The sequence below is a fragment of the Gracilibacillus halophilus YIM-C55.5 genome, assembly GCF_000359605.1.
Taxonomy (GTDB): domain Bacteria; phylum Bacillota; class Bacilli; order Bacillales; family Amphibacillaceae; genus Gracilibacillus; species Gracilibacillus halophilus.
This window is the reverse complement of the sequence record NZ_APML01000016.1, coordinates 86,456-108,653: the sequence shown is the minus strand read 5'-3', so window position 1 is coordinate 108,653 and position 22,198 is coordinate 86,456. Positions and strand designations below refer to the sequence as shown.

The window sequence follows — 22,198 nt, the reverse complement described above, 5'->3', positions numbered from 1 at the left end:
AACAACAGTATGGAGGTGGTTACCGTGACAGAAGAAAATCAAGATAGAGAATGGCAGGAGGAAAAGAATCGTGTTCATCTTGTTGTTGATGAGATTAAACGCAAAATAAACATACTACGATCCCGCGTGTCCCAATTAAAGGACAATGTACTTGATATTCGGCGCGAATTTTGGGATGATGTCACGGTTAATATAGAAGAATTAGATGATCGGATCGAGACAGAAGCGAGTATTAAACAACAACAAGAGTTTTTGTCAGAAAGAGAGCGGAGCCACGGAAAAGCAAGTGAGCAACTCGAAACGCTTGATAAGCTAAAACATTCGCCGTATTTTGGACGAATTGATTTTCAGCAGGATGGAGAAGATACTGAGCAACAAATTTATATCGGGTTAGCCTCTGTCATGGATGAAAATGATGAACATTTCTTAGTATACGACTGGAGAGCCCCCATTGCGAGTATGTACTATGATTTTCCACCTGGACCAGCAAATTATGACACCGTACAAGGAAATATTTCCGGGGAAATAAACGTGAAACGACAATATTTGATTCGTGATGGAGAATTGAAAGGAATGTTCGACACCGGTTTAACGATAGGTGATCACTTATTGCAGTCCGTGCTAGGTAATCAAGCGAGCACGAAGATGAAAAGTATTGTCGCAACGATTCAACGTGAGCAAAACCGGATCATTCGTAATGAAAAGCATAAAGTGCTGATGGTACAAGGGGTTGCTGGTAGTGGAAAAACATCAGCGGCATTACAACGTGTCGCTTATTTGCTGTATCGCTATCGTGAGACACTGACATCAGAACAAATGGTTTTATTTTCACCGAATCCGTTGTTTAATAGTTATGTCTCAACCGTTTTACCTGATCTTGGGGAAGACAATATGCAACAAATGACATTTTATCAGTTTCTTGATAGTCAGCTGAGTGAACAATTTCAGCTTGAAACTCCTTTTGAACAAATGGAATTCTACTTACAGCAAAATCGTTCAGAAAAGGACAGCTTACGAGAACAAGCGATGCATTATAAAGCAAGCTTTTCGTTTCAGCAGATGATTGATCAGTATCTTGATCAATTAGCAGAAAGCGGCATTTCCTTCCGTGGCATCACATTTCGAGGGCAAATGATTATACCGAAAAAAGCGATTGCTCAATATTTTTATAAAACGGAACGGACATTATCGATTCCTGACCGCTTAGAACAAGTCTCGAATTGGATTTTATATCAATTAAAGAAATTAGAGAAAGTGGAACGAGAGAAGGATTGGGTATTAGAAGAAACCGAACTGTTAGATAAAGCAGATTATATGGATGTTTATCATACATTACAAGAAGAACATGACTTTTCTGAAGATACTTTCCATGACTATGAACGTGAAGAAGCGTTATTGCGAAAACGGGTTGTGAATTGGCGTTTGCGTCCATTGCGAGCAAAAGTGAAACAATTGGCATTTGTTGATGTATTAAAAACGTACCGTCAATTATTTTCGCAACGCATTCATCAAGACCTGGCAGTTGAAATGCCAGACCGTTGGCAAGAGATCAGTCAAATGACGGATGAATATTTAGCGCAAAAATATCTCACATGGGAAGATGCCCCAGCCTACATTTATTTTGAGAAAAGTTTGTTAGGGTTTGATGCACAACGAACCATCCAACATGTATTTATAGATGAAGCGCAAGATTATACACCTATGCAATTTGAACTGATGAAGAAGATGTATCCAGTTAGTCGTTTTACCATGCTAGGAGATATCAATCAAGGCATTTATGCTCACTCGGTAGCAGAAGAAACGATTTTATCTGATCAGTTACCAGATGAGCATGAACGGATTGTGTTAACAAGAAGTTATCGCTCGACCCGTCCGATTGTCGAATTCACAAAATCGATGATGCCAGATGGAGACTTGATTCAGCCGTTTGAAAGAGAGGGCAATTTGCCGATTGTGATGGAAGTTGAACAACCAGAAATGGCGAAGGAAAAGGTGATTGAACAAATCAATCATTATCAAGAACAAGGGCATGAAACCATTGCTATTATCGGAAAAACAATAAAAGAATGCCGATTAATTCATCAATATTTATCGGACTCAGTTAACGTAGAATTGATGTCTGAGAGTGCTCATACCTTTGGAAAAGGCGTTGTGGTGATTCCAGTTTATTTAGCAAAAGGTATTGAATTTGATGCTGTCATTTTATTTAATGCATCAAGAGAGAATTACCAACATGAGTTAGAGCGGAATTTATTTTATACAGCATGTACGCGAGCGATGCATGATTTGGCACTATTCTCAATCGGTACGCCGTCACATTTTGTCGATGATATACCAAATGATTTATACAGACATTACAAAATGCATGAGATTCCAGTTAAGAGTAGTGAATAATAGCACTACTCTTTTTTTATGTAGAAGGATGATTTAAATGAAAACGGTTCAAGCATTTTATTTTGATCTTGCCGTGAGATGTGGGAAAATGGTGGAGAATCATAGTAAAGGAGGATGTAGCGATGACACTGAACTTGCAATCAACAACAACACTACATAATGGTGTAAAGATGCCATGGTTTGGATTAGGTGTGTTTAAAGTACAAGAAGGCGAAGAAGTGAAAAATTCAGTCAAATGGGCTTTAGAACATGGCTATAAGCATATTGATACAGCAGCAGCTTATAAAAATGAACAAGGTGTAGGTGAAGCGATTAAGGAATCAGGCATTCCACGTGAAGAATTGTTTGTTACATCTAAGCTATGGAATGGTAATCAAGGATATGATGAAACAATCGCAGCATTTGAAACGACATTACAACAGTTAGGTATGGATTATTTAGATCTTTATTTAATTCACTGGCCAGTTCCAGAACAAAATAAATACAAAGAATCGTGGAAAGCGATGGAAAAACTCTATCATGACGGGAAAATCCGCGCGATTGGTGTCAGCAACTTCAAGGAACATCACTTAGATGACTTGTTACAAGAAGCGGATGTTGTTCCTATGGTGAACCAAGTAGAATATCATCCCCATTTAACACAGAAAAGCTTGCACGATTATTGTAAAAAACATCAGATTCAACTGGAAGCATGGTCACCACTCAAACAAGGTGAGATTCTATCGGAACCCGTTCTGAAAGAGATTGCTGAACGTCATGGTAAGTCACCTGCTCAAGTTATTTTGCGTTGGGACTTACAAAATGAAGTTGTAACAATACCAAAATCCGTTAAACAGCATCGCATTCATGAAAATGCCGATGTGTTTGATTTTGAGCTTAGCCAACAAGAAGTGGATCAGTTGAATCAACTCAATAAAGACGAGCGAGTTGGGCCAGACCCAGACGAAATGAACATTACGTAAAATGAGACGGGGGGAGCTCCTCGTCTTTTGTTTCGAATCTAGTAAAATCATACTTGCATTTGATCATGGATTTATTATATCGTTAACTTAGATTTCTACATCTAGGAGGCTATCGACATGGCTTTTGTGATCACTGAACCTTGCCAAACAGAAAAAGCTGGTGAGTGCACCACCGTATGCCCAGTGGACTGTATTGTGGAAGGACCTGATCAATTTTATATAGAACCAGATATTTGTATTGACTGCGGTGCCTGTAAAGCAGTGTGCCCAGTGGATGCGATCGAGGAAGAATATGATCTTACGCCAGATCAAGAAGTATTTTTAGAGAAAGCAGAAGCGTTTTTCGCAGAAGAATCATAGTATGGCAATGGAGCAAGCAGCTACAAGAGTTGTTTGCTCTTTTTTTATTGATATATAGGTCAAACAGAAGGTATAGAAAGGGTTGTTTGCATCAAAAATGGGTATATGCGTCAAACAGGGGATGGAAGGATAGCTGTTTGCATCGAAAATGGGTATATGCGTCAAACAGGGGATGGAAGGATAGCCGTTTGCATCGAAAAAGGGTATATGCGTCAAACAGAGGATGGAAGGATAGCTGTTTGCATCGAAAATTGGTATATGCGTCAAACAGAGGATGGAAGGATAGCTGTTTGCATCGAAAATTGGTATATGCATCAAACAGGTGATCATGACGACGCTATTTGCATGAAATACGCAGATTACCAGGAAATCGTTAAACAATCAACTACGGTTTTCCCGGTAATGTGTCATTTACACGGAAATCTAATTAGAATGAGATGTAGTTTTCCCAGTAATTCTTCATTTACCAGGAAATCTCTTGATCCACAACTACAGATTTCCCAGTAGTTGAAAAATTACCAGGAAATCCTTTTCACTAATAAAAACATTTCCCAATCAGATTGTTTTTTCAACATTGTTGATCACTTTTTTTAATATTGGAATTTTTATGCCCCGGACTCTTTCTTGATTATTAGGCTCAGATACCAAATATAACTCATTTATGATCTATATATAACTATGATTCTTAATGAGGCCTTGCTAAATAAACAGCAAAAAGAATGAGAATGATTCCTAGCACTATGAAAAGCTTATATAAAACATTCCATTTCCTACGAGAAACACCAATAATGGTAAAGAATATACCAAGTATGAATGACATGATCATTATATAGAATCCCATTTTATTCATTCCCTTCGAGAGTAATGATTCGTTCATGACGATTGGCTAAATCTAAATCATGAGTCACTGTAATAACAGTAGTATTGAATTCTTTATTCATATCAAAAAGTAGATTGATAATTTTTTCTTTATTTTCTAAGTCCAAAGACGCAGTTGGTTCATCTGATAAAATTATTTGGGGATTCATCATTACAGCCCTAGCAAAAACAGCTCTAGATCGTTGGCCACCAGAACACTCAAGCGGTTTTTTTTTCAAAATGGACTCAATCCCAATTTTATTAATAATTTGTTTAAAGTGATCTTGGGCAGTTAGGTCTTTTTCAATGTTAGCATACATAAGTGGCAATTTAATATTATCCTCTATGGTCAAAGAATGAATTAATGCAGACTCTTGAAGAACAAAACCAATTTTTTGATTACGCCACTCAGCTAGTTTATTTCGTGATAAATCCTTAACAGATGAATCAAAAAGCGTATAGCTCCCTTGATATTGTGTATCCAGTAGACCAATAATATTAAGCAAAGAAGTTTTTCCAACGCCAGACTCTCCTATAATAGAAAGTCTTTCCCCAGGTTCAACTTCCAAATCAAAATCATTTAAGATAGAAAAACCTTTCTTCTTGAACGTTTTTTCCTGGATTTCTAGTTTCATTATACGATTCATTGTAACACCCCCACGGAGATTGGAATACTTTTAATTTTTCTTATCGTAAGTTCAACAATCGTAAACCCAATAATAAAATCTATAAAAAGAACAATAAGTAAAGCCATCCAATCCATACTTATTAAGCCAAATATTCCGTAAGTAGCAAAAGTTGAGTCTTTGCTTAACCAAAAGCCGTATCTATTGATAGCAGTTATCACAATTAATATGGCTATAATAATAGAAAACAATATTCCAAAATAACTATAAAAAATGGCTCTTAGTTTTGAATAACTTAATCCAACTAATAAATTGATTGTAAAATCTTTTATCATTAATCGAATACATACCAAATTATTCCATACAGCTAGACAAACAATAATTATGAGTAAAATCAAGGTGATAGTACATATGATTTTTAATGAATCAACATAATAATCTTCAAAGTAATTAAAGTTTTCTTGTTGATTAAAAAAGTTGAAATCTAAACCTAGATTTTCCTGAAGATGTTCTTTTACATTCATTGCTTTCTCTTTTGTCGAATCAAGAAGCGCAATGTCCATTAAACCACCAACGTGGAGGTCGCGACCTGCACTTTGAATAAATCCTTCATTAACAGGTAGAAAAATTGAAAAATTAAAATAAGTCTTTGAGTTGGGAGCATAAAAATTAGAACGATGAGAATTCTTCTTCAAGACTCCTTGAACTTTTAAATTGACTAGTTGTTGGGTGACAGGATCTGTAATCTCAATATTTGATCCTACAGGATATGTTTTGGCCAGACCTGCACCTACTAAAACAGGCATTTTTTCTTTATTAAATTTATAATTGAAGTTTAAGTGTTTTCCTTGAGATAATCTAAATTGATTTATTTTATAAGACTCTTCATTGATATAATTGAAAATAACATCCATCTTATGTTTATTATCTAATGAAGTGACAAAACCATTGGCTTGCAGAGCATAAGTATAATTGTTGTTCAAATATTCATATACTTTTTGTGTATCATCTATTTTAATATTACCAAAATCAGCTTCACTATTTGGGTCTAGATTAGAAATAAAAGTTCCTTCTTGATTCAGAGTTTCTATTTCTTGATAACCTTGAAAAGTTGAAATAACTGAACGAGCAGTAGTAAAAGAAAGATAATTAGCTAAAAAAAGTAATATGATCATACCCAAAACAAGTATCCATCTTTTTAAAAATATTCTAGTTATAAAAAAACGTAATATTCTCATTCTCTTTTCACCTGACCTGCACTTATTAATATATATATAATAAAAATAACAACTAAGTAGAGATTGCTGGTTACCTTCAGCTCTAAATAGAAGTTTAATGAGAGTGATAGTAAAAAGCTAAACACTAATATAGCTAGACTATGCAAGATATATCGGATGATAATATGTACCATTGTATCTCCTACAAGTATTCGGCAGGATATTTCTGTTTTCTTACGATTTAAAAATTGATAATGAAATACGATTATAATAAATGTAAGAAAAAAATTTATAGTAACTTGATAATCTATAATACTTTTAATGAAAGACTCTAAAATATAAGAGACTTCTTCTAAATTCAAAGTTTGTACATAAATAAATATTAAGTTTGAAGCAAAACAGATTAGATAGATAGCAAACGCCTCAAAAACGTCGATAAATCTAAATAAAGAATATTTCAATAGTATCACCTTTTAATAAATACCAATTACGCAGTTGTAAAAATGTAAATATATACCACAAATATATTTTAACTTAATTTCCAATAATATGCAATAATTAGAAAATTATAATAATACCAATTGATTTTACAGAAAAATATAATCTTATAACGGAAATGATTCACGGATACAGTAAGATGGAAATTCCTTTTACCCTTCACAAACGGACAAATAAGTTCACCATCCTATAAAATTTTGAATTCAAGATAATTTTCTTGTATACTATATAGACCATTGACACCAAAGGAGGATACAGGCTTGCAAATAAAAGGTATACACCACGTATCAGCGATTACTGCTAAGGCCCAACGAAATGTTGACTTTTATACCAAGACATTGGGTATGCGCTTGGTGAAAAAAACAGTCAATCAAGATGACCCAAGTATGTATCATTTATTTTATGCGGATGAAATCGGTCGTCCGGGTACCGATCTCACTTTTTTTGAAATCCTTGGAGCTGGACATACCTACCCAGGGAATAATAGTATTTCATTTACTTCACTACGAGTAGCTGATGATGAAGCATTGCAATACTGGCTTGAACGGTTTGAAGAATACGGGGTAGATCATGACGCATCGGTGAGTTGTTTGGTCGAAAAGTGATTCATTTTAGAGATCATGAAAATCAACGTCTTGTCCTTGTATCAGATCAAACGAATCAAGGAGTCCTTGGAGGAACACCGTGGGAGCATAGTTTAGTTCCACAGCGATATGGAATGACTGGTCTAGGTCCTGTAAGGTTCACGGTCCCTGATAGCCAACCGACCAAACGAATACTCACGGAAGTGCTGGGTTTTCGCCGCGTTGGTTCGTATCAGCCGTTTGAACAAGGGCAATCTGAAGTTGAAGTGTTTGATACAGGAGAAGGTGGCACAGGAGCAGAAGTGCATGTAGAAGAAAGACAAGATCTTAAACAAAAAGAAAAGCCAGGAAGAGGTAGTGTCCATCATGTTGCTTTTCGTGTCGAAGATCGTGCAGCATTGGAAAAATGGCGTGATCGGATTCGACAAGAACGTTTACCGAATTCTGGTGTAGTGGAGCGACATTATTTTCAATCACTATATTTTCGCGAACCAAACGGTATATTGATTGAATTAGCGACAGATGGTCCAGGGTTTGCAACAGATGAAGATGAAAAACATTTGGGTGAACAGCTTGCCTTGCCACCTTTTCTTGAAGAGAAACGAGATGAAATTGAAGCTAATCTTAAACCGATTCAGTATAAACCATAAATCATTTTGACGAAAATGACCTAAAGGCTTTGCGGCTTTTAGGTCTTCTTATGGCAATAGTTTCTCATACTGATTTTTTCGCGCGTATTTCCTCTTTCCATGTTATAATAGCCACGATGCGAAGGGGGAAGAGAGGATGGAAAACGATATAAAAGCACTTTGTTTAGATATGGATGGAACGTTATTAAATCATCATAATCAAATCAGTGACCGAACGTTAGAAGTTATTCAACATGTGCGAGCAAAAGGGATTCTCGTGTTTATTGTGACCGGCCGTTCTTTGTTAGAAGTCTATGATTCTGCACCTGAAGATATTCAGTTAGACGGTGTTGTTACGGCGAATGGGATGATTACACATATTCATGGTCGTAAAATCGATGAACATTCGTTATCTGTTCATGTAATTGATCGAGTAATAGCTTCAGCGAGAGAACATCAAATCTATTATGAAGTGCATCCGAATGATGGTTCGAGAATATCACTCCAACAAGACCGTGATTATATGGGTAACATGATCAGAGGTGAGAAACCAGAAGAAGTGTTAATGAACGAATGGTTAGAGCGTCAATCAGCGATAAATGGAGATATTCAATGGGTGGAGAGCTTCCTGATCAACCGTATGCTAAAATGTATTGTTTTAGTCATCATCAGCAAAAAATGAAGGCATGGATCGAACAATTAGAAGAACTGAAACAGCAAGAAGCTTTTACAACATCGTCATCCTCTCATCACAATGTTGAGGTCATGGTAAATGGCGTGAACAAAGCAACCGGTGTTGCTGCGCTATTAAAATACTATCAAATCAATCCAGAAGAAGTGATGGCTATTGGCGATAGCAACAATGACCTACCAATGATGGCATACGTTGGATATCCAGTAGCTATGAAAAATGCAACAGATGAAATGAAAGACATGACGAAACAACAGACGTCTTTTACAAATGATGAGGAAGGTGTATACCACTTTTTACATGATTATTTTGCATAATGAATGTCGAAAGCATAGTGATTGAAGTAAGTAGTTCTAGTTCAGTTTTGGAGCACAAAAAGCGAAAATGTATTATAAAATGAGCGTTGAATTCATGGCAATTTGATGCTCATTTTATGTTGCTATAGCAATGTTTATAAGTGTTTTGAGTCGCTATTTGCACAATGAAATGTAAACCAAAATGCTTGCCTCCAATAATTATTGGAGACCCAAATGCAAAGACGAATGCAATTTCGCCTACAAAACAAGAGCAACTTCCTTATCGGAAAATGCTCCTTTTTCTTCAACTAACGCACCCGTTACTTTAAGTGATAAAGTCACAATGTTTTATCTGTATAAATCTATTCCCTTAATGTGTAGGACAAATCAAAACTTTATCTTGTAGCGTTTATTACCTTATAAATAACACTGCCAAAAGTAAACTTAACAGGGTATAATGCAAACACCACAGCAATAATCACGCTAAGTGTCTTTAACACCCCAGTTAAATGAAATATATCATTTATCAGGTAATTTGCTAATTGAATAAGACCAAATACAATACCCACTGATACAATAAATGCAAACAATATTAGAAATATTTGTAGTAAGGACATCTGTTTAATCTTTCCTAATTTTTTAACGCTGCCATCGTTAATTGAAAAAGAAAAGTATGCCATTGGTGTTAATAATAAGTACCAATTTGAATAGCCAAATCCTATCCACGAAGCACCCATTCCCAAAAGCAGAATCCACCCAATTATGTTAAAGTTTTTTCTACTCACTTAACCACTCCCACAAAAAAATGATATATAGTTAAATTGCATTATTGTCTGATTGGCGTTAATTTCTATTCCAGCACCCTTTAGCACAATAATGAATTCTGTGTTTCTATGACTTAATCAAGAAGAAAATTGCGACTGCAATAAGCATTGGTGTTAACATACTTTTAATTTTATTTTTCCTCCACATATCCACCGTAATTGTAATCCCTGCTATAATCATTAAGAAAATTCCAAGTAACTTAATGATATTTAGTGTCAGTAGATTACCAAAAGAAGCGAAAAAATAACCTACTAAAAGTAAGCCGAAAGTGAAAACAAAATGTGGCGATTTAAAATCTTTCTTTGCAGAGTTCCTATCATCTGTATCCATTTTCAAATAAGTTCTAACAACCATAAAAGTTGGTATTCCCCACATAATAAGGAAAGTAACCAATGAATCAGTATCTATATTCAAATACTGTCCCCCCCTACCTAACCTCATTCTTCAACTTTATCCATCCGATTGTTTAAGATTTACTCTTATTTTCTTTATCTTCAAATACCATTTCAAGTGAAGTCAGTAATATCGCAACTATCAGCCCTGTTTTCAAGGTGAGTGCAATACCACCCATAAATACATCCACTATAAAAAGGCATAACCAATTTGATAGACTTTGAATACTAAACTGGATAAGCAAAGTTTCAAATTTTCCTGTAATTAGTTCAGAAATTGGTTTAGAAAACAGTTCGACAATAGAAGCGAGAACAAAAAAACTGACAACAAAAATAATCAATGACCAAACAGAAGTGTATTGAATACCTAGTAATTCAAAAATACCCGCCATCCCAAACAGGTAAACCCCTATAATAAAACCTAATACCACGGCTATGAAAAGTGTTACTCCGACTACTGTTCCTATTTTTTGTTTCAAATTCTTTTCACGAAATGAATCATCATTATGTTCAGACATATAAATACAACTCTCTTTTTAGATACTAAGACGATAATAATCACTTACTATTATTTTGTCACTATACCTTACATACGAAGTGGGAGAAGCAAAGTTTCACTATTGAATTAACCTGCCCTTTACTTTAATAAGCAATAGGAACTGCCAAATCGACAACTCCTCGTTCAGCTAAAGGCTAAAGCCACCGTTACTTCAATAACTTTAATCTTGATTTCCGTTAAACGACCGAGCGAACAGAATACCTGAAAAAGCAGTAAGAAGAATTTGAGTTTCTGCAAATAGAAACATTTCTATAAAAAACGAGATTTAGATACCAGACCACTTAATCCAATACATCCGAGGAATGAAACTTATGATTGCCAATAAAATTGAAGGAACTAAAATCCAATTTATTTTAATATTACCTTTTAGAATGATGTTCTTTAAAGCCTTCCATTCGGTTAAGATACCAAATAAAAATGCCCATAAACTCATTTTCAACAATGGGATATGTGGATTATCGGCTCTCTCCATTGCCAATGTCGCTTCATCTATGGTTGAAGTCATTAAATAAAGCAACACAGCCATCCCAATGACAACAATAATATAAATGGTATCACACCTCTCATAAACTCTTCTGTCCGTTAGTTGAATAACGCTCTTTAATTCATTTTACCATATTATTACCAAAAATCCTCTAAATCACATAATTAGTGATGCAAATTAACATGTAGTTTATCCTACAATTTCGACTACATTTTCACATAAAAAAGTAGTTCAATTAAGGGGTGCAAATTGCAACATTGTACTCCAAAGCTGAACTACTAGTGATCAAAGCTATGCTTTTTTTTCATTCATTTCCATAGTATAATAGAATCAACTTAAGTTATCCGATAAACAAAGTGAGCGAACCATTACTGGAGGTAGCATTCTGTGAAGCATTGGTTACAAAAAAGAAATACTTTACGAAATCAGCTATTGTTTGTGTATTTTGTTGTCATGCTTATCGTCCTCACCGTTGTAAGCACGATTACGTATATTCTAGTCTCCGATATGTTGCAGGACAATGCAGAAGAACAGATGAGACAAACAGCTATGGAGTCAAGTGCTCGCTATGACTCGTTATTCGAACAGTTAAACATGATGACAAAGCAAGTGATTACAAGTGAGGAACTACAAAATATCTTACTCCAAGAAAAAAAGGAACATCCAGCAACGTTTGAGCAAAGACAATCATTAATGAGTACTGTTAACCGCATTCAGGCCAATGCAGATGGGATTTATTCTGTGGAAATCTATACAGCAGATTATCAGCGACTCATTCCCATTGATTCAACAAATCTAAATACACGTATTGATCCAAGTTGGGTGCAAAAAGCAAATCAAGCGAAAGGACAATTAGTTTGGATGGGGGAAGATCCGCTAGATCCTAACTTTTTTCTGATTGGGCGTCGGATTAATTTAATGGATCGTCATTTTCAGCTTGGTGGTTATATCGTGACAAGAATCAACCGCAATTATTTTCAATTAAATCCGAATCAACAGCGTCAGCAAATGAATGAATATACGATCTTAATGGATAACGAGAATCGAGTGATCGCCAGTAATTATCAAGGTGATCAAATGAAGAAGATCCTTAACACAAATAGTCAAACGATTACGATAGACGAAAAAGAATACATGCTTGTTGAAAATCGTTCTACCATAACGGGATGGTCCCTATATATGTTAACACCCGTAAATCAACTGACAGGTGGTATGACAGCGGTACAAGCCTGGATTATTATTGCTGGGATGATCGGGCTATTCATATTTTTGATTTCTTCATTTTTTCTATCGACTTATATTTCGAAACCGATTGCAAAATTAACAGAAACGATGCGCCAGGCAAGCGAAGGAGTACTAGCGCAGAATCCGATGACACACTCAACCGTTGAGATTAACGAATTAAACCAAACGTATAATCAGCTTGCTTCAGAAACGAATTACCTTGTGCAAATGGTGTATGAAAAAGAGTTGATGAAACATCGGACTGAACTAAAAGCCTTGCAAGCACAAATTCATCCTCATTTTTTGTTTAATACGTTAGATGCGTTATATTGGTCGCTGGATGACCGTGATCAAGAGGACTTGGCGAATATCGTATTGGCGATGTCGGCGTTATTTCGCTATACGATTACGCGAGAAAATCAAGACGAATGGGTAACAATGGAAGACGAATTAGACCATATTGATCGTTATATGCAAATTATGCGCATGCGTTTTGGAGAGCGTCTAAGTTGGACGAAAGACATCCATACGAAATGGTATTCAGTTCGTATACCGAAATTAATGATTCAACCATTAGTAGAAAACGCCATCCTGCATGGTGCTAGTAATGTTTCGGGCATGTGCCACGTGACGGTGCAAGTGGAAGCGGATGAAGAGAGACATTTGCTACAAATTCGAGTAATTGATAACGGAGCAGGAATGACAGAAGAGACGACCGACAAAGTATTGAATCAGATAGACACAGGTCATTCGTCCAAGAAAGCAGGCGGAATGGCATTACACAATATCGAGAAACGTCTGCAACTGTTCTATGGTGAAAGAAATCATCTAGGCTTACGCATTAAAAGCAAACGAGGAGAAGGAACGGTAGTAAGCTTTGCTATACCGATCGAGGAGGGGGAGAAATGATGGAAAAGAAAGTGATTGTTGTCGTAGATGATGAGCCACGGAGTCGTCAAGGCATTAAAAAAACGATTGAGAAATCAGGCATTGATCAATTCGATGTCCTTACAGCTGCTAACGCTACAGAAGCAATGAAACTGATCGGGGAAAAGAAAGTACATGTATTAATTACTGATATTCGCATGCCTGAAATTTCTGGTTTAGACTTACTGAAAAAGTTGAAGGCAAAGGCAAAGGACCCAGTTGTTATTATTATTTCCGCTTACTCTGAATTCGATTACGCTCATGAAGCATTAGAATTAGGTGTAATGAACTACCTGTTAAAGCCGATTTCAAAACAGAAGTTGATGGAAACCGTGTATAAAGCCGTTGAATTGGAAAAAGAAAAGGCAAAATCAAGTATCATTGACAAAATTGTTGATGAAGAGCTATTAGAAACACAAGAACAACCTTATCATAATCCCGCGATTCAACAAGCGTTAGCTTTTATTGATGAACATTTTGCAGAAGAATTAACATTAAAAACAGTAGCTGACGAAGTCCATTTAAATGCCAGCTACTTAAGTGCATTATTCAAAGAAGAACTCCAACTCACGTTTAGTGAATATATCACGAGAAAAAGGGTGCAACAAGCAAAGAAATTATTACTATCATCGGATCTCACAATCACCGAAATCGCTGAACAAATTGGTTATCATACGTCCAAGTATTTTATTAAAATCTTCAAACAGTATGAACAAATGACTCCTAACGTTTACCGCAAACATAAATGAAAGCGATTTCTAAAATTTGTGGTATTTTACCTAATGGTTGTTACCTTACGGAAGATAAAAGAAGGTGCTAGACTTAAAACTGTCATCATCATTCAAATGATTAAGGGGGTTTTTGTATCATGCAAGGGAAATGGCAAAAAGTATTGATGGTGTTTGGAGTCATTGTATTAGTTTTGTTAGCAGCATGTAGTGGTTCTAGTCAAAATACCTCTGGCGATAATGCTAATGAGGAAAATGAAAGCGGTTCAAACGATGAAGAGAAGGTTATCGATTTCATGCACTTATGGCCTGAAGGAAGTTCAAAACAGCATCATAAAATTGTCAACGATATTATTGCTGAATTTGAGTCAAACAATCCAGGGATTAAAGTAGATCCAGAGATTTTGGGCAACGAACAATATAAGGAAAAGCTACAAGTATTGTCGACATCGAATGAATTACCAGATGTCGGAATGGCTTGGCCAGCCGGTTTCTTAGAACCATATGTTGAAGGTGATATGTTCGCACCATTGGATGATCTTTTAGAAGGTCCGCTTAAAGATCAATTTGTTGCAGGCACGGCTGAGGCTTATCAAGTAGACGGTAGCACATATAGCTTACCACTAGAATTAAACATTACACCTATTTATTATAACAAAGCAATCTTTGATGAACATGGTGTTGAGAAACCAGAAACATTTGAGGAATTACAAACGGCGATACAAACATTAGCCGATGAAGGTGTAACACCAGTAACATTAGGTAATAAAGATCGTTGGACGGGATCAATGTGGTATATGTATTTAGCTGATCGTATCGCAGGTCCAGATGCATTAAATGAGGCAATTAATGGTACAGGAAGTTTTAGCGATGATGGGTTAATCAAAGCAGCTGAAGAAATTCAAAATCTTGTTGATATGGGTGCTTTTGTCAATGGATTTAATGGTTTAGGAAATGATGAGGCGAAAGGTTACTTTATCAATGAGCAGGCAGCGATGTATCTAATGGCGACATGGGATTTACCAGAATGGACAACAAATGAAGATAACCCGAAAGAATTTAGAGATTCGGTTGAGTATATGAAATTCCCTACAGTTGCAGGTGGTAATAGTGATCGAAATAGTTTCGTCGGTGGACCAGGTGTCGGACTATTTGTAGCCGAGAATTCAGAAGTTAAACAGGAAGCGAAGGATTTTGTTTCCTTCTTCGTTCAAGAATGGGGTAAACGATCGGTCACTGATGCAGGTGTCATTCCAGCCACTAAAGTAAACACAGAAGGTATGGATCTTCCGCAAATGTATATTGATATTCTAAATGATTTAAACGAAGCTTCCAATCTGACTTTATATGCAGATGTACAAATGAGCCCGAGTACAGCTGAAGTACATTTAAATATGATTCAAGCCCTTTTCGGTGGGGAAGCCTCGCCTCAAGAATTTGCCGAAGAACAAGATACAGCTATAGCAGAAGAAGAATAAGTCATATAAAGTCAAAGAAAAGGACATATTCCTTTAGGGATGTCCTTTTCTTCATCCTATCATGATAAAGGAGTATGTGTGATGAAGAAAGTAATGTCTAACAAACTCGTCATTGCTTTATATATATTTCCAGCATTATTCATTATTTTAGGGCTCGGTTATGGTCCGATGATCCTTAGTGGCTATTACGGCATGCTAGATTGGAATGGAATCAGTCTCCCAGAATTTATCGGATTGGACAATTACATGTCGTTACTTACAGATTTGAAATTTAGGGATAGTGCATGGCATTCCTTTTTATTAGCCTTTTTTTCTACGCTAAGTTTAGCAGGATACTTGGTGATCTCGTTAATTCTATCAGGGAAAATCAAGGGCACTGATACATTACGAAAAATTTACTTAATTCCCATGTTAATGTCCTCTGTAGCTATCGCTCAATTGTGGATCAAAATTTATAATCCAATAACGGGATGTTGAACAGTCTCTTACAGGCTGTTGGTATTGAGAATCCTCCTGCATGGCTAGCCGATAGCGATTTAGTTTTATACGCAATTTTTGTAGCGATTTTATGGCAGTATGCTGGTTTTTATATCATTATTTATTATGCGGCATTAAAAGGGGTCCCAGAGGAACTGGTAGAAGCCGCTAAAATTGATGGTGCCAATCCTATACAAATTGCCTATAAAATTAAAGTGCCACTAATAGCAAGTGTCATTAAAGTGACAATCGTGTTAGCCATTGTAGGTTCGTTGAAATATTTTGATTTAATTTATGTGATGACAGGCGGGGGGCCGAATGGTGCAAGTGAAGTGATCGCTTCATATATGTATCAACATGCATTTAATAACAACAATTTTGGTTATGGCAGTGCGGTGGCCTTTTTCTTATTATTAATTACATTAATTGTAACGTGGCTTACTCGAAAACTTACTGCATCAAATGATGACGTACAATATTAATTGAGAAAGGAAGGTGCGACAAATGGCGGTTGCGAGTCAAGAAGTAAAGTCTGCAGAGAAGGAGCAATCATCTAAAAGAACAATAGGTATGACGTTGTTATATATTGCGCTCGGAATTGTAGCGGTCTTTCAGATTTATCCGTTAATCTGGTTACTTCAATTTTCGTTAAAAACAAATGCTGAAGTTTTTGGGAAGTCCCCTTTTGCATTACCTGAGGATCCACAATGGATGAATTATGTCAAAGCCTGGACTGACGGAAATATTAGCACGTATTTTTTTAACAGTGTTTGGATTACTGTAGCATCCGTTGCCTTAACGGTATTATTAGCGAGTTTAGCGACATTTGCGATTACGAGGATGTATTGGCGATTAAATAAACTCGTTCTTGGTCTATTTATGATCGGACTCATGGTGCCGATTCACGCTGCTTTGATCCCATTATTTGATTTTTTTATGACATTAAATCTAATTGATCATCCATTATCGTTAATTCTGTCTTATACAGCATTTAACTTACCATTGACGATTATGATTTTATACGGTTTCTATCTTACCTTACCGACTGAAATTGAAGAAGCAGCGGTGATGGACGGTTGTTCTATACACCGGATTTTCTTTCAAATCACACTACCTATGACGACGCCAGTGATGGCAACGACGGTTATTATTAATATGATTTATAACTGGAACGAATTTATTTTCGTAAACACGTTTATTAGTTCAGATAAATATAAAACGCTCACGGTCGGTATTCAAAATTTTGTAGGACAGTATTTAACCGATTGGGGAGCAATTGGTGCGACATTAGTGATCAGTATTGTGCCCATATTGATTGCATTTTTATTCTTAAGTAATCGCATTGTTGAAGGAATTGCAGCAGGTTCTGTCAAAGGATAGTCGTACCGTTAGAAAAAATTCTCTTTCTATGCAAGGTTTATGCCAAAATGGGTAAACTACTTGGCGTATGAAATCATGTGAAGGAGGAGATATGATGAAAACGGTACAGGACGTCATGACAGAAGATGTATCTTACTGTAGCAAAGAGGACCAGTTAATCGATGCTGCTAAGAAAATGAAGGAAAAGAATGTTGGTGCGATTCCTGTTTGTGGAAGTGATCGTGAATTACTAGGTATGGTAACAGACCGTGACCTTGTGATTCGTGGATATGCAGCGGATAAATCAGGCTCTGCTGCTATTGAAGAAGTGATGAGCGATCATGTATATCATGTCGAGCAAAGCGCATCACTGCAGGAGGCAAGTCAAATAATGGCAGAGCATCAAGTGCGTCGTCTTCCTATTGTTGAACAAAACAAATTGGTAGGAATGGTTTCACTTGGTGATCTGTCGCTTGATAAGATGAGTGATTCTGCAGCTGGAGAAGCATTAGAAGAAATCTCAGAACGACCAGAATTACATTAAGATAAAGGTTGTCCCAAATCAATGGGGCAACCTTTGTCGTTTATGAGATTTTTGCAAAATTAAGAGGGCTTTTCGCAAAATTTTAGCAGAGTTCGCAAAAAAAGAGATATTTTCGCAAAATGATAGCCAATCTCGCAAAATTATTTTAAATGTCGCAAGAATAAGGAGATTGGCTGAGCCAAATAGATAGCCTGTTTTTACGTTTCCATTTGACGTTTTTTTTCCTGCACTTTTTGAAACGCATGATAACAAGTTCCCATGATAATATATGCCACTGCACTTCCTGCAAAGAAAAACAAGCTACCTGGAATCAACCACATAACATAAAGTAGCGTTGCACATCCGATGATCATGGCTGCATTGTGCAATGGATGAATCAACATGATAAAAAAAGCGTTTTTCCAAATATCGCGAAATCTAACATCGTAATGAACATAGCACGGAATGACGTATATCAATGTCATGATAACAATGAATATGAACATATATAATGGGAGTTGTATCAATATTGAGTAAGAGCCTTCATTCATTCGCATAAATTGTAAATTAAGTAGTATCGTTAATCCGAAAAAATAAAAGACCAATCCGATCATATTACTTCTCAAAAACTCATTCTTATATGTGCTCCAAAATTGACGGAATATCGGAACATCCGATTCTCCCATCAACCATTTGCGTATGAAGGTAAACATGGTAACGGTTGCAGGAAATAAACCAAAAATACCGAGACCAACGATGGTAAATGCCATCCAAAGTATGTTTACATAAGCGAAACGATAAATCCATTCTGTTGCTGCAAATAATGATTGGCGCATGATTCATTCTCCTAATATGTAGTCGCTTTCTGCTTTTATTTTAACAAAAAAATGATTGACGTTATACTAGAAACAAGCGTACCATAGAAAAAACATGTATAAGCTCGATAATATGGTTTGAGCGTTTCTACTTAGTGACCGTAAATCACTAAACTACTTGTGAGGATGAAACATCTCCTCCATGTAGCATGTTTTTGTACTACGAGCGAGAGGAGAATGAACATGAATCAATCAGCAAGAGAAGAACGAGCAAGTTTACGAAAAGTAGCGTTAGGTGAAGAATACGCTGATATAGTCATCAAAAACGCAACACTCGTTAATGTCATGACAAAAGAGTTCATTGATAATCAAAGTATCGCCATAAAAGGAAGTCGAATCGCTTATGTTGGTTCGGTCGATCAATGTATTGGGCCAACGACTGAAGTAATCAATGCACAAGGAAAATATGTATCTCCAGGACTGATGGATGGTCATATGCATGTGGAAAGTACGATGTTATCAGTGACCGAATTTGCGAAGGTAGCACTGGAAAAAGGCACGACCTCTATTTTTATGGATCCGCATGAAATTGCGAACGTGTTGGGTGCACAAGGGGTAAGGCTGATGCATGAAGAAGGTCAGAACTTACCGTTACACGTATTTACGACATTTCCATCTTGTGTGCCAGCAACTTCTGATTTAGAGGACGCTGGTGCAGAGTTACATGTGAAAGATATTGAAGAAGGCCTTCGTTGGGAAGGTGTCGTCGGTTTAGGTGAAGTGATGAATTTTCCAGGCGTTGTTTACAATGATCCGAAAATGATCGGTGAGATTGAAGCGACAATGGCTGCGAATCAAACCGTCACAGGCCATTTCCCAGACGGGACAAACGAAATGTTACAAGCTTACATTGCTTCTGGTGTAGACTCTTGTCATGAAACCGTTGCGAGACAACAGGCATTAGAAAAAGCCCGGTTAGGGATGCATGTCATGGTTCGTGAGGGTTCTGCTTGGCATGATGTTGAAGAAGTGATCAAAATTGTTACCGAAGACGGCGTAGATTCAACCAATGTGTCCCTTGTGACTGACGATGTTTATCCACAGACATTAGTTGAAAAAGGACAGCTCAACCATGTGGTTCGTCGAGCAATGGAAGAAGGCGTTGATCCAGTCGAAGCCATTCAAATGGCAACGATCAATGTAGCGCGTTATTATCATATGGACAAAGAAAGAGGAAGCGTTACGCCAGGCAAAATTGCAGACATCATCATCTTTGATGACCTGGCGACGATTGAGCCGGATACTGTTATCACAAAGGGTCAAGTGGTTGTAGCGAATGGCCAACTCATTTTTGACATGCCGGCATATCATTATCCAGCTGAAGCCAAAGATACAGTCAAACTGCCACGACCTTTAACAGCAGAGGATTTTTTATTGCAAACGAATCAAAAGCAAAACGTCGAGATCAACGGTATTCGAGTCATTGAAAATAATGCTCGCACAGAACAATTTACTGCGACGCTGGATGTAAAGAATGGTGTCGTACAACCGGATCTCGATCAAGATATTGTGCACCTTGCTTGTATTGATCGTCATCATCAGTCAGGTGATATATCTCTTGGGTTTGCGCAAGGCTTTCAACTGAAAACGGGTGCGGTAGCTTCAACGGTTGGACATGACAGTCATAATTTATTGGTGATGGGAATCAACCCAGAAGATATGCAACTAGCCGCTAATGAGCTCGCAAAATCAGGCGGTGGCATGATTGTTGTTGATCAAGGGAAGGTATTGGCACATGTTCCGATGCCAATTGCAGGGCTTATGTCTGATGAGCCACTTGATGTAGTGGTAGAACAAGTGAGACAATTAGAGGATGCATGGAAACAGTTAGGTTGCCCCATCCATGCACCGTTTATGACCTTTTCATTGATTGCCTTACCAGTGATACCAGATATCCGCATTTCCAATCGAGGATTAGTCGATGTGACGAAGTTTGAATTGATCGATGTTATTAGAAATTAAGAAGCTGAAGAGAGGGTTTTGCCGTTTGAAATGGCAAAACCCTCTCTTTTAATACGTTATTATACAATGATTGAAAATGATTATTATAAAGATTTATCGATCAAAAGTTTTATATTTTAATAATCCCCTTTCCTTTTTTCCACAATTTACAATATAAATTCTTGATTTTTCCTGTGTATCCTTTACAATAGATTCGCGCGACCACTAGAAGGAGGTTTTCCTCATGAAACGGACTGTACTTATATTATTAGTAATAATTGGAATGGTTTTACTAGGAGGTTGTTTATCGATGAATGATAGTCAAAATGAAAATAGTGATGATCAAAACGAACAAACAGATGATTCATCCTATGAAAATAGTGATAGGTATGTCTCGGTGCAGGAATATACCGGAGAAGGCTATACACTTGCAAATGGCAAGGAAAATGACCGCATTGCCAACGACAATCGTGAAGTTATCGAAGAGGCAGTGAAAGACTTTTTCCAAGAAGAATACAAGACAGAAGTCAGCGTTCATCAAATAGTTGGTAATAAGGATGGAGCAACCGTATTTGTCGAATCTGTAGGCGAGCCGCATTTTTACACCTATGCCGTTATTCCTATCAACCAAGCAACAAAAGAAATTGTAACCGAAGGGGTTTTTACGCAAGAAGGGCAAGTAGAAAACGCGATTATGGCTGGTGTGTATGGGATGGTATTTGAAGAAGAATTTCAAAACCTGACGCAAAAAATTAAGCATTTAAATGAAAAATATAATTTGACGGGCATCCGTAAAGAAGCCATAGCCATAGGCGCTGATCGTTTTAGTAATGAGTATTATTTTGTAACGATTCGCATGGAGGAGCCTTTCAAGGAAGTTTTAGAAAACTATTTGCAGAATCCCGATCGGACGACAGAAGAATGGCGAAATATGATAGATATGGAACAAATAGAACCGAAGAATATTGGTTTTGCTATTAACCTTTATATGTCGCATAAAAGCAAGGAGCCCAATAGCAAAGCATTTGATGAGTTAGTTAAAACAATTGAAAATGCAGATAATATTCCAAAAGGTATATATGGAGTATTCTTGCATGACAATTATATTAATAAAACAACAGCAGATGGATATAAAGATAATTCATTGGAGAGAGCTTATCCTAACGATATTGTTAAAGAATAATAGAGGTGAACAATGAATATGAAAAAAATTATTCAATAACAAATACAGATGCTGATTTAGTAGAATTAGCAGGTTATCATGCATATTCAGAATATAGGTTTGGTGATA

20 protein-coding genes, 2 pseudogenes and 1 riboswitch are annotated in these 22,198 nt (G+C 36.7%); of the genes and pseudogenes, 16 read left to right on the top strand and 6 right to left on the bottom strand.

Translation table 11 applies throughout. From position 1 onward, the window contains the following. The first annotated feature begins 24 nt into the window (after positions 1-24). The 4 genes from helD (at position 25) to J416_RS04005 (ending at position 4,223) form a co-directional block, all read left to right on the top strand. A complete protein-coding gene (gene helD, locus J416_RS04020; protein WP_003465339.1) occupies positions 25-2,394 on the top strand; it encodes an RNA polymerase recycling motor HelD in 2,370 nt (789 codons plus the stop codon). 122 nt (positions 2,395-2,516) lie between these two features. Next, entirely contained in the window at positions 2,517-3,356 is an 840-nt protein-coding gene (locus J416_RS04015; protein WP_003465338.1) for an aldo/keto reductase, read from the top strand. Between the two features lie 117 nt (positions 3,357-3,473). Next, positions 3,474-3,716: an indolepyruvate ferredoxin oxidoreductase subunit alpha gene (locus J416_RS04010; RefSeq protein ID WP_003465335.1), complete on the top strand. Its 243-nt coding sequence runs from the start codon at positions 3,474-3,476 to the stop codon at positions 3,714-3,716. A 105-nt stretch (positions 3,717-3,821) separates the two neighbouring features. Further along, positions 3,822-4,223 carry a hypothetical protein gene (locus J416_RS04005; RefSeq protein ID WP_003465334.1) on the top strand — a complete coding sequence of 134 codons (402 nt, stop codon included), beginning with the start codon at positions 3,822-3,824 and terminating at the stop codon, positions 4,221-4,223. Positions 4,224-4,558: 335 nt separating this feature from the next. Here J416_RS04005 and J416_RS04000 read toward each other — a convergent pair whose 3' ends face one another. Further along, a complete protein-coding gene (locus tag J416_RS04000) occupies positions 4,559-5,221 on the bottom strand; it encodes an ABC transporter ATP-binding protein (protein ID WP_003465331.1) in 663 nt (220 codons plus the stop codon). Continuing rightward, complete coding sequence (locus J416_RS03995) at positions 5,218-6,438, bottom strand: hypothetical protein (RefSeq protein ID WP_003465327.1); 1,221 nt, start codon at positions 6,436-6,438, stop codon at positions 5,218-5,220. The genes J416_RS04000 and J416_RS03995 overlap by 4 nt, the downstream gene beginning before the upstream one ends. A gap of 737 nt (positions 6,439-7,175) precedes the next feature. Between J416_RS03995 and J416_RS03985 the strand changes: the two are divergent. The 3 genes and pseudogenes from J416_RS03985 to J416_RS16400 all read left to right on the top strand — a co-directional run bounded on the left by J416_RS03985 (position 7,176) and on the right by J416_RS16400 (position 9,136). Then, positions 7,176-8,149: pseudogene (locus tag J416_RS03985) on the top strand (ring-cleaving dioxygenase). Positions 8,150-8,285: 136 nt separating this feature from the next. After that, positions 8,286-8,810: an HAD family hydrolase gene (locus J416_RS16405; protein WP_052000926.1), complete on the top strand. Its 525-nt coding sequence runs from the start codon at positions 8,286-8,288 to the stop codon at positions 8,808-8,810. After that, complete coding sequence (locus tag J416_RS16400) at positions 8,741-9,136, top strand: HAD-IIB family hydrolase (protein WP_169331758.1); 396 nt, start codon at positions 8,741-8,743, stop codon at positions 9,134-9,136. The genes J416_RS16405 and J416_RS16400 overlap by 70 nt, the downstream gene beginning before the upstream one ends. 374 nt (positions 9,137-9,510) lie before the next feature. Here the strand turns inward: J416_RS16400 and J416_RS03975 are convergent, their stop codons facing one another. The 3 genes from J416_RS03975 to J416_RS03965 all read right to left on the bottom strand — a co-directional run bounded on the left by J416_RS03975 (position 9,511) and on the right by J416_RS03965 (position 10,850). Next, positions 9,511-9,900, bottom strand: coding sequence for a hypothetical protein (locus J416_RS03975; protein ID WP_003465322.1), 390 nt, complete (start codon positions 9,898-9,900; stop codon positions 9,511-9,513). A gap of 106 nt (positions 9,901-10,006) precedes the next feature. Then, entirely contained in the window at positions 10,007-10,354 is a 348-nt protein-coding gene (locus tag J416_RS03970; protein ID WP_003465319.1) for a hypothetical protein, read from the bottom strand. 52 nt (positions 10,355-10,406) lie between these two features. Beyond that, positions 10,407-10,850 carry a YrvL family regulatory protein gene (locus J416_RS03965; protein ID WP_003465317.1) on the bottom strand — a complete coding sequence of 148 codons (444 nt, stop codon included), beginning with the start codon at positions 10,848-10,850 and terminating at the stop codon, positions 10,407-10,409. 352 nt (positions 10,851-11,202) lie between these two features. Between J416_RS03965 and J416_RS15675 the strand changes: the two genes are divergently transcribed. From J416_RS15675 to J416_RS03930, 7 genes and pseudogenes are all read left to right on the top strand, one after another. Continuing rightward, a complete protein-coding gene (locus J416_RS15675; protein WP_156809504.1) occupies positions 11,203-11,403 on the top strand; it encodes a hypothetical protein in 201 nt (66 codons plus the stop codon). A gap of 359 nt (positions 11,404-11,762) precedes the next feature. Continuing rightward, on the top strand, positions 11,763-13,508 hold the full coding sequence (locus J416_RS03955) for a sensor histidine kinase (protein ID WP_003465312.1): 1,746 nt from the start codon (positions 11,763-11,765) through the stop codon (positions 13,506-13,508). After that, entirely contained in the window at positions 13,505-14,275 is a 771-nt protein-coding gene (locus J416_RS03950; protein ID WP_003465308.1) for a response regulator transcription factor, read from the top strand. Before J416_RS03955 ends, J416_RS03950 begins: the two co-directional genes overlap by 4 nt. A gap of 119 nt (positions 14,276-14,394) precedes the next feature. Further along, positions 14,395-15,732: an ABC transporter substrate-binding protein gene (locus tag J416_RS03945; RefSeq protein WP_003465305.1), complete on the top strand. Its 1,338-nt coding sequence runs from the start codon at positions 14,395-14,397 to the stop codon at positions 15,730-15,732. 81 nt (positions 15,733-15,813) lie between these two features. Continuing rightward, positions 15,814-16,691 (top strand): annotated as a pseudogene (locus J416_RS03940) (carbohydrate ABC transporter permease). A gap of 22 nt (positions 16,692-16,713) precedes the next feature. Next, on the top strand, positions 16,714-17,589 hold the full coding sequence (locus tag J416_RS03935; RefSeq protein WP_003465302.1) for a carbohydrate ABC transporter permease: 876 nt from the start codon (positions 16,714-16,716) through the stop codon (positions 17,587-17,589). A gap of 94 nt (positions 17,590-17,683) precedes the next feature. Beyond that, positions 17,684-18,112, top strand: coding sequence for a CBS domain-containing protein (locus tag J416_RS03930; RefSeq protein ID WP_003465298.1), 429 nt, complete (start codon positions 17,684-17,686; stop codon positions 18,110-18,112). Positions 18,113-18,309: 197 nt separating this feature from the next. Here J416_RS03930 and J416_RS03925 read toward each other — a convergent pair whose 3' ends face one another. Beyond that, positions 18,310-18,927, bottom strand: coding sequence for a YesL family protein (locus J416_RS03925; protein WP_003465295.1), 618 nt, complete (start codon positions 18,925-18,927; stop codon positions 18,310-18,312). 74 nt (positions 18,928-19,001) lie between these two features. Continuing rightward, positions 19,002-19,103: riboswitch (purine riboswitch) on the top strand. Positions 19,104-19,149: 46 nt separating this feature from the next. Here J416_RS03925 and ade point away from each other — a divergent pair. Both ade and J416_RS03915 read left to right on the top strand, forming a co-directional pair. Then, the gene (gene ade, locus J416_RS03920) at positions 19,150-20,928 is read left to right on the top strand and encodes an adenine deaminase (protein WP_003465293.1); all 1,779 of its coding nucleotides are present in this window, start codon (positions 19,150-19,152) and stop codon (positions 20,926-20,928) included. A gap of 223 nt (positions 20,929-21,151) precedes the next feature. After that, positions 21,152-22,090 (top strand): DUF1672 family protein, encoded by a 939-nt coding sequence (locus J416_RS03915; protein WP_003465290.1) that lies wholly within the window; start codon positions 21,152-21,154, stop codon positions 22,088-22,090. The last annotated feature ends 108 nt before the right edge of the window (positions 22,091-22,198 follow it).

What these genes read in the sequence shown, in the direction of transcription:
- J416_RS04015 (WP_003465338.1), top strand. Translation starts at nt 2,517, where the DNA reads ATGACACTGAACTTGCAATCAACAACAACACTACATAATGGTGTAAAG.
- J416_RS04010 (WP_003465335.1), top strand. Translation starts at nt 3,474, where the DNA reads ATGGCTTTTGTGATCACTGAACCTTGCCAAACAGAAAAAGCTGGTGAG.
- J416_RS04005 (WP_003465334.1), top strand. Translation starts at nt 3,822, where the DNA reads ATGCGTCAAACAGGGGATGGAAGGATAGCTGTTTGCATCGAAAATGGG.
- J416_RS04000 (WP_003465331.1), bottom strand. Translation starts at nt 5,221, where the DNA reads ATGAATCGTATAATGAAACTAGAAATCCAGGAAAAAACGTTCAAGAAG.
- J416_RS03995 (WP_003465327.1), bottom strand. Translation starts at nt 6,438, where the DNA reads ATGAGAATATTACGTTTTTTTATAACTAGAATATTTTTAAAAAGATGG.
- J416_RS16405 (WP_052000926.1), top strand. Translation starts at nt 8,286, where the DNA reads ATGGAAAACGATATAAAAGCACTTTGTTTAGATATGGATGGAACGTTA.
- J416_RS16400 (WP_169331758.1), top strand. Translation starts at nt 8,741, where the DNA reads ATGGGTGGAGAGCTTCCTGATCAACCGTATGCTAAAATGTATTGTTTT.
- J416_RS03965 (WP_003465317.1), bottom strand. Translation starts at nt 10,850, where the DNA reads ATGTCTGAACATAATGATGATTCATTTCGTGAAAAGAATTTGAAACAA.
- J416_RS15675 (WP_156809504.1), top strand. Translation starts at nt 11,203, where the DNA reads ATGATTGCCAATAAAATTGAAGGAACTAAAATCCAATTTATTTTAATA.
- J416_RS03950 (WP_003465308.1), top strand. Translation starts at nt 13,505, where the DNA reads ATGATGGAAAAGAAAGTGATTGTTGTCGTAGATGATGAGCCACGGAGT.
- J416_RS03945 (WP_003465305.1), top strand. Translation starts at nt 14,395, where the DNA reads ATGCAAGGGAAATGGCAAAAAGTATTGATGGTGTTTGGAGTCATTGTA.
- J416_RS03935 (WP_003465302.1), top strand. Translation starts at nt 16,714, where the DNA reads ATGGCGGTTGCGAGTCAAGAAGTAAAGTCTGCAGAGAAGGAGCAATCA.
- J416_RS03930 (WP_003465298.1), top strand. Translation starts at nt 17,684, where the DNA reads ATGAAAACGGTACAGGACGTCATGACAGAAGATGTATCTTACTGTAGC.
- J416_RS03925 (WP_003465295.1), bottom strand. Translation starts at nt 18,927, where the DNA reads ATGCGCCAATCATTATTTGCAGCAACAGAATGGATTTATCGTTTCGCT.
- ade (WP_003465293.1), top strand. Translation starts at nt 19,150, where the DNA reads ATGAATCAATCAGCAAGAGAAGAACGAGCAAGTTTACGAAAAGTAGCG.
- J416_RS03915 (WP_003465290.1), top strand. Translation starts at nt 21,152, where the DNA reads ATGAAACGGACTGTACTTATATTATTAGTAATAATTGGAATGGTTTTA.